The organism is Pseudomonas sp. S37 (assembly GCF_016658545.1).
In the GTDB taxonomy this organism is placed as follows: Bacteria; Pseudomonadota; Gammaproteobacteria; order Pseudomonadales; family Pseudomonadaceae; genus Aquipseudomonas.
Genome location: NZ_JACVZC010000176.1, coordinates 1 through 8,404 on the forward strand (window position 1 = coordinate 1; position 8,404 = coordinate 8,404).

The window sequence follows — 8,404 nt, forward strand, 5'->3', positions numbered from 1 at the left end:
CCCCCCCCCCCCCCCCCCCCCCCCCCCCCCCCCCGCTCCTACAGGGACCGTGCAAGTCAGCCGAGTAATGTACGCTCAGCCTCCTCCAGCTGCCGCCCCCGCGCCGTCACCACCCGGTGATCCCGCGCCAGCCAGGCGTAGATCGTCGGCAACACGAACAAGGTAAACATCGTCCCCACCAGCATCCCGCACACAATCACCACCCCCAGCCCGAACCGGCTGTTGGCCCCGGCGCCACTGGCGAACAGCAGCGGCAACACGCCGAAGGTCATTGCCGCCGTGGTCATCAGCACCGGCCGCAGGCGGATCTGCGCGGCGCGCACAATCGCCGTCGCCCGGTCGAGGTTGTCGCGCAGCTGGATCTCGTTGGCGAACTCGACCATCAGGATGCCGTGCTTGCTGATCAGGCCGATCAATGTCACCAGGCCAATCTGCGTGTAGATGTTCAGCGTGGCCCAGCCCAGTGCCAACGGCAGCAGCGCACCACAGATCGACAACGGCACGGTCACCAGGATGATCAACGGGTCGACCAGGCTTTCATACTGCGCCGCCAGCACCAGGTAGATCACCACCAGGGCGGCGAGAAACGCCCACATCAGGGCAAAGCCCTCCTGCACATACTGGCGCGACTCCGATTGCCAGTCGTGGCTGAAACCCGGCGGCAGTTCGGCAGTGAGCTGCTCCAGGAATGCCACGGCATTGCCCATCGACACACCCGGCGCCGGGATCGCCTGCAAGGTGCTGGCGTTCTGCTGGTCGAACTGCAACAGCCGGTTGGGCGCAACCTCGATATCCAGGTGCACCACAGTCGCCAGCGGTACCAGGCTGCCATCCTCGGCACGCACGTACTGGCGGTTCAGCGCGGCCGGCGTTAGGCGCTGGTCCTGGATACTCTGCGGGATCACGTCGTAGGAACGCCCGAACAAGGCAAAGCGGTTGAGGTACTGCTCGCCCACCAGCACCCCCAATGACTCGCCGATGGCCTGCATGCTGATGCCCAGGCTCGCCGCCTTGGCCCGGTCGACACGCACCTTGACCACCGGGTTGTTGTAGTCGAGGTCGCTGTCCACCACAGCAAACAGGCCGCTGTCACGGGCACGTTGCTTGAGCACTTCCATGGTCTGGTACAGCTCGGGGTAATCCTGCGCACTGCGCAGCACCATCTGAACCGGCAGACCACCACTGGAGCCCGGTAGCGACGCCACCTGGAAGGCGAAGATGCTGCTGCCTTCGATATCCGCCACAGCCTGCTGCAACTGCGCCTGCACCTGGGCGGCGGAGCGCTCGCGGGCCTGCCAGGCGCTAAGGTTGATACCGCCAAAACTGGCGGCCGGGCCATCGGTGCCGTTGATGATCCAGGTGTCGGTGGTTTCGTCGATGGCCTTCATCACCTGGTGCAGCTTCAGGGCAAAACGTTCGACGTAATCCAGGCTGGCATGCTGCGGCGACTTGATTGCCGTCAGCACCGCCGCCTGGTCCTCGGGCGGGGCCAGCTCGCGCTGCGGCAGCAGGTACAGCCAGGGCAGGCTCAGGCACACCAGCAGTGCCACGCCGCCACTGATCCAGCGATGCGCCAGGGTGTAACCCAGCACCCGCGCATAGGCCCCGGTCAGGGCGCCGAACACGCGGTCGGCCAGCCTGGCCATGGCGCCGTGCTGCTGGCCGGGTTGCAGCAGCAGCGAGCTCATCACCGGCGACAAGGTAAGCGCGACAATGCCAGACACGATCACCGCCCCCGCCAAGGTCAGGGCAAACTCGCGGAACAGCGTGCCGGTCAGCCCGCCCATCAGCCCGATCGGTGCGTACACCGCAGCCAGGGTGAGGGTCATGGCGATCACCGGCCCGGCAATTTCCCGCGCCCCGGCCAATGCTGCCGCAACCGGCGACCGGCCCTCTTCGATATGGCGGTGCACGTTCTCCACCACCACGATGGCATCGTCCACCACCAGGCCGATGGCCAATACCATCGCCAGCAAGGTCAGCAGGTTGAGGCTGAAGCCGAACAGCAGCATCAGGCCCGCCGCGCCCAGCATCGACAGCGGGATGGCGACCACCGCAATCAGCACGCTGCGCAGCGAACCCAGGCATAGCCAGATCACCAGCACCACGATCAGCATTGCCTCAACCAGGGTGCGCAGCACCTCGTGGATCGAGGCATCGATGAAGCGCGCGGTCTCATAGGCCAGCGCCACTGTCACGCCAGGTGGCAAAGTCTGCTGGATCTGCGGCAGCAACTGGCGGATGCCATCGACGATCACCAGCGGGTTGCCGGTCGGCGTGGGGAACAGCCCCAGGTGCACGGCGGGCTTGCCGTCCATGGTGGCGCTGGTCTGGGTGGCCGCCGCGCTTAGTTCGACAGTGCCGACATCGCGCAGGCGCACCAGGTCGGTGCCATCGTTGCGGATGATCAGCTCACGGAAGTCTTCGACCCGGGTCAGGTCGGTGTCCACCTGGATGTCGGCCAGCACGTACTGCCCGCGCACCTGGCCCGGCGTTGCCTGGTAGTTGTTGGCCCGCACCGCTTGCGCCACGTCGGCAGCGGTCACCCCACGCCCGGCCATCTGCTCACTGTTCAGCCACAGGCGCATGGCCAGCCGCTGGCCACCGAACGACTGCACCTTGGCCACGCCGTCGATACCGGAGAACTGCGGCTCCACCACCCGCGACAGGTAATCGCTCAGTTCCGGTATCGACAGGCTGTCGCTGGCAAAGCCCACGTAGGCCACGGCAGTCGAATCACCGGCCGACAGCTCCACCACCGGGTCGTAGGCTTTTTCTGGCAGGCGGTAGCGCACCTGGTTGACCTTGGCCATGGTCTCGGCCAGCGCCTGGGTCGAATCGCGGTTGAGCACCATGCGCAAGGTGATCAGGCTGCGCCCCTGCTGTGACGACGAGGACAGGTAGTCGATGCCCTCGACCGACGACACCGCCTGGGTGATCGGCTGGGTGACGAAGCCCTGCATCAGCTCGGCGGAGGCGCCGGGGTACTCGGTGCTGATGGTGATGGTAGAGCTTTCCAGCAACGGGTACTGGCGGATCGGCAGCTTGCCCATGGCAAACAGCCCCAGCAGGATGATCAGGCTGCTGACCACCAGCGCCAGCACCGGGCGGCGTACGAAGAGGTCGGTAAACTTCACGGCTGCCGCCCCCCCAGGTTGGCCTGCAGGCTGTCCTGCGCCACCGGTTCCACCGGCATGCCGTCGCTCAGTTTCAGCTGGCCGGACACCACCACCCGGTCACCGGCCGCCAGGCCGGAAGTCACCTCCACGCGCCCCTGCCAGCGCTCACCGGTGGTGACCCGCACCCGGCCGACCCGGGTGCCATGCTGCGCATCCTCGGTCGCAACGAACACCGTCTGCCCGTAGGCGGTATAGGTGATGGCAGTTTCCGGCACGGCCAGCACGGTCGACGGCTGCGCCGCGTCCAGGCGCACACCGGCATACATGCCCGGCTGCAATTGCCCGTCCGGGTTTGCCAAGGCGGCCTGTACCTGCACCAGGCGCGCCTTGCTGACCACCGGGTCGACGGCCACTACCCGTGCCTCGAAGCGCTGCCCGCGTACAGCGTCCACACTCAACGCCAACACCTGGCCAAGATGTACTTCAGGGGCAGCCTGCTCGCCCAGGGCAAAATTGACGTGCAACTGGCTGATGTCGGCGAGGCTGACGATGGTCTCGCCTGCGCCCAGGTACTGGCCCTGGTGCACCCGGCGGATGCCGAGCTTGCCGGCAAACGGCGCGCGGATGGCCTTCTGCGCGATCAGCGCCTCGACATGCTGCAGTTCACCGCTGGCCACGTCTGCGGCCGTGGCAGCGTTGTCCAGCAGTTCCTGCGACACCGCGTTCATCGCCCGCAATTTGCGGCTGCGCTGCAAGATCACCTCGGCGTTGCGCAGTCTGGCCCGCAGTTGCACGCGCAAGGCCTGCTCCGGGGCATCGTTGAGCTGCACCAGCAACTGCCCGGCCGTCACCGCCTGCCCCGACTCGAAGGCAATACGGGTAATACGCCCCGCCGCCTCGGCCGCCACCTGCACCTGGTTGACCGCCTCCAGCTCCCCCGAGGCAAAGTTCTGCCGCGCCAGCTGCACCTGCTCGGCCGTGGCCAAGGCCACCTTGGTCGCCGGCCATGCCGCGGCAACCGGCGGTGCCGAACCGCTGCCCATCAGCGTGTAGGCTGCGGCCAGCACACCGGCAACAGCGCCAGCCCAGGCCAGTAACGTCCGTTTGTTCATGCACTGCTCCGATCATCAGGGAAAGCGGTTGCGGGGAAGATCGGGCAGGACTATAAGAGCTCAACTTAACTTGAGGTCAACAGGTATGGCAGCAGACAACACGCGAATGCTCACGGTGGGTGAAGTGGCCAAGCGCAGCGGCGTGGCGGTGTCTGCGCTGCACTTCTACGAGGCCAAGGGCTTGATCGCCAGTGTGCGTACGGCAGGTAACCAGCGCCGCTATCCGTCGCTGGTGCTGCGCACACTGGCGATCATCAAGGTGGCGCAGCGCACCGGTATACCGCTGGAGGAAATCCGCCAGGCCTTCAGCCGCTATGCGCCCAACAGCAAGCTGACCGCAGCGCAATGGGGCGAGATGTCCACGGCCTGGCGCGAAGACCTGAATGTGCGCATTCGCACCCTGGAGGCGCTGCGCGACAGCCTGGACAACTGCATTGGTTGCGGTTGCCTGTCGCTGGAGGATTGCCCGCTGCGCAACCCCGACGATGTGCTGGCCAAGGAAGGCACCGGGGCGCGGATTCTGGAGAAAAAGGCCCGCTAGCCTCGCCCACTCAAGCCATGTGCGATTCCTTGCAGGAGCTTGCGGCTTGAAGGGGGTGAGTAGTTGGAACCATTACGGCCCTTCACCGCCCTAACCCTGTGCTGTTAACCCAAAGCCGCTTACAGGAAGGAACATAGCCATCATGAAACGCGAACAGATCGAAGGTGTTGCCGAGAACCTTGCAGGCAAGGCGCAGAGCGCTGTGGGCCGGCTGGTCGAAGACCCGGCGCTGGAAGCCGAAGGCGATGCGCGTCAGGCTGCGGGCCAGGTGACCAAGACCTACGGTGATGCCCTGGACACGGTGTCTTCGTTCGTCAAGGAAAAGCCTATCGCCGCACTGGCCATCACCGCCGCCGTGACACTGGTGATTTCTCGCCTGCTGCGCCGTTGAAGTGCCATCACCAGATGGCGACATCGTAGGTAAGAAAAGGTGCACTATCTGTGGGAGCGGGCATGCCCGCGAACACCGGCTCAGCCGGTGCCATGCAGCGTGCTGGTTTCTTCGCGGGCTCGCCCGCTCCCACAGGGATCGCATCAGGGCTGACAGGTGTTGGCCACGAGGTATGCAGCGCCTGTGGCGAGCGCCCTGCGGTCTTACTCATCCTTGCCCAGCATGTACCCATCAAAATGCTCGATATGCTCGTCGAGGTTGTCCTCGAGCATCATCCGGTACTGCTCGCAGAAGTACTTCAGGATCTCCTCCCGCGCAGCCCCGAGTTCGGCGCCGCTCTTGAAGCTGCGGGCGCTCATCCAGGCGCTGAAACGTGCGGCACCGAAGGTCAGCGAGGCGCTTACCTTGCCCAGGTCTTCAAACTTCTCGATCTGCTGGTTGGCCAGTTCGATGTGCGCATCGGCGCGGTCGTAAAAAGCCTGGTCGGTAGCTTGGGTCATTGCAATTCACCTTGTTGCGGGATGCGAGCGGGAGGCCAAGCCTTGCATGTCGCGGCGCATACGTGCAAGGCTGAAAAAGGATCACCCATGACGAAAAAGGAAGCAAACCACCTCATGACCGGAATCACACGTATCCATCGCTATTTGCGCCCACTGCCTGCAAAACCGACTGCAGCCAGTGGGCGTGACCTCAAGGCCAAACGTGCCGCCCGCCTCGTTTCGAAGCTTGCCAACCTGCTCTGCACCCCTCGCTCTGCCCCGCCTTACCTGTGCGTCACCCCCGAGCGCCCCCCTGTCGACCGTGTGCCCCCGACCTGACTGCCACCGCTGCAGCCCGCACACCGTACTCGCCTGTCACAGGCGGGATGTCTGACGCATCAACAAGGGGCAACAACCCATGCTTTTTTTTCACGGTAAACGCATCTTCAGCGCCATCTTCGACATGGATGGCACCCTCTTCGACACCGAGCGCCTGCGTTTCAAGACCCTCAAGCAGGCCAGCCTGGAAATCTTCGGCAAGGCGCTGAGCGAACACACGCTGATCGGCTCGCTGGGCCTGAGCGCAAAAAAAGCCGAAGCCCTGGCCAAGGCGCACAACGGTGACGACTTCCCCTATGCCCAGATCCGCCAGCGCGCAGATGAACTTGAACTGGAATACGTACGTAACCACGGCGTACCGATCAAGCCCGGCCTGCTGGAAGTGCTGGAGCGCCTGCGCAAGTCAGGCCTGACCATGGCCGTGGCCACTTCCAGCCGCCGCGCCATCGCCGAGGAATACCTGATCAACGCCAATGTGCTGAAGTACTTCGACATCACCGTGTGCGGCGACGAAGTCAGCCAGGGCAAACCTCACCCCGAGATTTTCCTGAAGGCCGCCCGCGCGCTCAACTGCGCGCCAGACCAGTGCTTCATGGTCGAAGACTCGGAAAACGGCATGCTTTCGGCCATGCGTGCCGAGGGCCAGGCCATCCTGATCGAAGACATCAAGCCGCCTGCTGCCGAGATCAAGGCCGGCGCGCTCAGGGCCTACCGCAGCATGCCGGAATTCCTCGCCGACCTGAGCGAATGCGTGCCCGACCTGGGCATGCCGACGCTGAGCGAGCCGTTCCCCGCCTCGTTGAACCAGTTCCGCGTGGGCATTCATGGGTTCGGCGCCATTGGCGGCGGTTACCTGACCCAGGTATTGGCCCATTGGGACGGCTACACCCGGCCTTGCGAAATCATCGCTGCGACCCGCTCGCGCATGCTGCGCGAAAGCGTCAGCGCCTTCGGCCGCTACAGCGTGCGCTATGGTGCCACCTCGTTCGACCAGACCATCGACAACGTGCGCATGATCGACCTGGACGACGATGCCGCCGTGATCGACATGTACACCGCTGCCGAAATCATCGGCCTGAGCCTGCCTGAGCAGGCCATCAAGGGCCAGGCCAAGGTGATTGCCCAGGGGCTGCTGCAACGCTTCGAACGCCGAGGCCGCGAGCTGACCCTGCTGATCGTGCTGAACAAGGTTGGCGGTGGTGCGTTCGTGCGCAGGCACGTGCAAGCCGAGCTGGCATTACTGTGCTCGCCGGGCATCTGCGAGCAGGTGCTGGAAAAGACCCACTTCGCCGAAACGGTGGTCAGCCGCATCGTCTCCAAGCTGAGCAATGACGCGCTGGTGCGGCAACTGCGCATCAAGTCGCAGATGTTCCAGAACAGCCTGGAAGAAGAGCCCGCCACCGCCCGCAAGGCGTCGGCGCCGCTGGCCGAATACGAACGGTTACTCCGCCATTTCAAACCCTTTGCGCAGCCCACCAACGCCATGAGCCAGTTGCACCTGGTGCTGTTCAACAGCGAAGCCGACATGCCGCTGTACGTGGAGCGCGGCAGCGACCTGCTCGAACGGTTGCGCCAGGTGAAGACGGTGCCAGACATTAGCCAGATCCAGGTCATCAAGAACCGCCTGTGGAACGGCCCGCACGCCATTGTCGCCTGGTACGCCAGCCTGCTGGGCCATGCCTGGGTTGGCCAGGGCATGGGCGATGCCCGCGTGAGTGCGCTGGCCGAGCGGCTGATTCGCCAGGAAGTTGCGCCGGCGCTGGTGGCGGAGTACCCGCAGATGGCCGAGGTGGTCAGCCGCTTTGCCGAGGCCTTCCTTGAGCGCTGCAAAACCTCGTTCAAGGACCCGTGCGCCCGCGTCGGCCGTGACCCGCTGCGCAAGCTGCAACGCAACGAACGCATCCTCAGCAGCATCGAGCTTGCCCGCAAGCATGGCATTGAAACCCCGGCCCTGGCCTTCGGTGCGGCCTTGGCGATTCACCATGCCCTGCGTTGCAAGGATGACAAGAACCTGGAAGCGCAGGCGATCAGGCAGGTGTATCGGGACAACGATGGCAGTGTCGAGGCTGTGCTGACCCATGGCGGCACCTGCAACGGCAAACGCCTTCCCGGGCTGGATCCGGTCAGCGACGCGCCGCTGATTCGCGCCATTGCCACGGCGTTCCGGCAGTACCCACAAAAGGAGTCGGTAACCCGGTTCGACACACTCTGCATCGGCGCATAACGCCAGCGCCCTGCCGAGGTTTGAATAGCACTACCGCGTCGCCTGCTTCGCGGGTGAACCCGCGCCTACATTGACCGCGCTGCTTCAGGCTCACGCTGGCCCATGTAGGAGCGGCTTTTGCCGCGAACACCGGCAAAGCCGGTGCCACCCACCGCGTCGCCTGCTTCGCGGGTGAACCCGCTCCTACATTTGACCGCGC

Annotated in this window: 6 protein-coding genes; 3 read left to right on the top strand and 3 right to left on the bottom strand. The window is 64.8% G+C overall.

From position 1 onward, the window contains the following. Window positions 1-56: 56 nt before the first annotated feature. Window positions 57-3,137 carry a MexW/MexI family multidrug efflux RND transporter permease subunit gene (locus IAE39_RS28265; protein ID WP_201207766.1) on the bottom strand — a complete coding sequence of 1,027 codons (3,081 nt, stop codon included), beginning with the start codon at window positions 3,135-3,137 and terminating at the stop codon, window positions 57-59. After that, a complete protein-coding gene (locus tag IAE39_RS28270) occupies window positions 3,134-4,231 on the bottom strand; it encodes an efflux RND transporter periplasmic adaptor subunit (RefSeq protein ID WP_201207767.1) in 1,098 nt (365 codons plus the stop codon). Before IAE39_RS28270 ends, IAE39_RS28265 begins: the two co-directional genes overlap by 4 nt. 85 nt (window positions 4,232-4,316) lie before the next feature. Here IAE39_RS28270 and soxR point away from each other — a divergent pair, with 85 nt between their 5' ends. Together soxR and IAE39_RS28280 are read left to right on the top strand one after the other, a co-directional pair. Beyond that, on the top strand, window positions 4,317-4,772 hold the full coding sequence (gene soxR / locus IAE39_RS28275) for a redox-sensitive transcriptional activator SoxR (protein WP_201207768.1): 456 nt from the start codon (window positions 4,317-4,319) through the stop codon (window positions 4,770-4,772). A 142-nt stretch (window positions 4,773-4,914) separates the two neighbouring features. After that, entirely contained in the window at window positions 4,915-5,163 is a 249-nt protein-coding gene (locus IAE39_RS28280; RefSeq protein WP_043202493.1) for a CsbD family protein, read from the top strand. A 203-nt stretch (window positions 5,164-5,366) separates the two neighbouring features. On the opposite strand, the gene IAE39_RS28285 is transcribed toward IAE39_RS28280, so the two are convergent. Then, on the bottom strand, window positions 5,367-5,663 hold the full coding sequence (locus IAE39_RS28285) for a DUF3144 domain-containing protein (protein ID WP_201207769.1): 297 nt from the start codon (window positions 5,661-5,663) through the stop codon (window positions 5,367-5,369). A 397-nt stretch (window positions 5,664-6,060) separates the two neighbouring features. Between IAE39_RS28285 and mtlD the strand changes: the two genes are divergently transcribed. Beyond that, window positions 6,061-8,205, top strand: coding sequence for a bifunctional mannitol-1-phosphate dehydrogenase/phosphatase (gene mtlD, locus IAE39_RS28290; RefSeq protein ID WP_201207770.1), 2,145 nt, complete (start codon window positions 6,061-6,063; stop codon window positions 8,203-8,205). Window positions 8,206-8,404 lie beyond the last annotated feature (199 nt).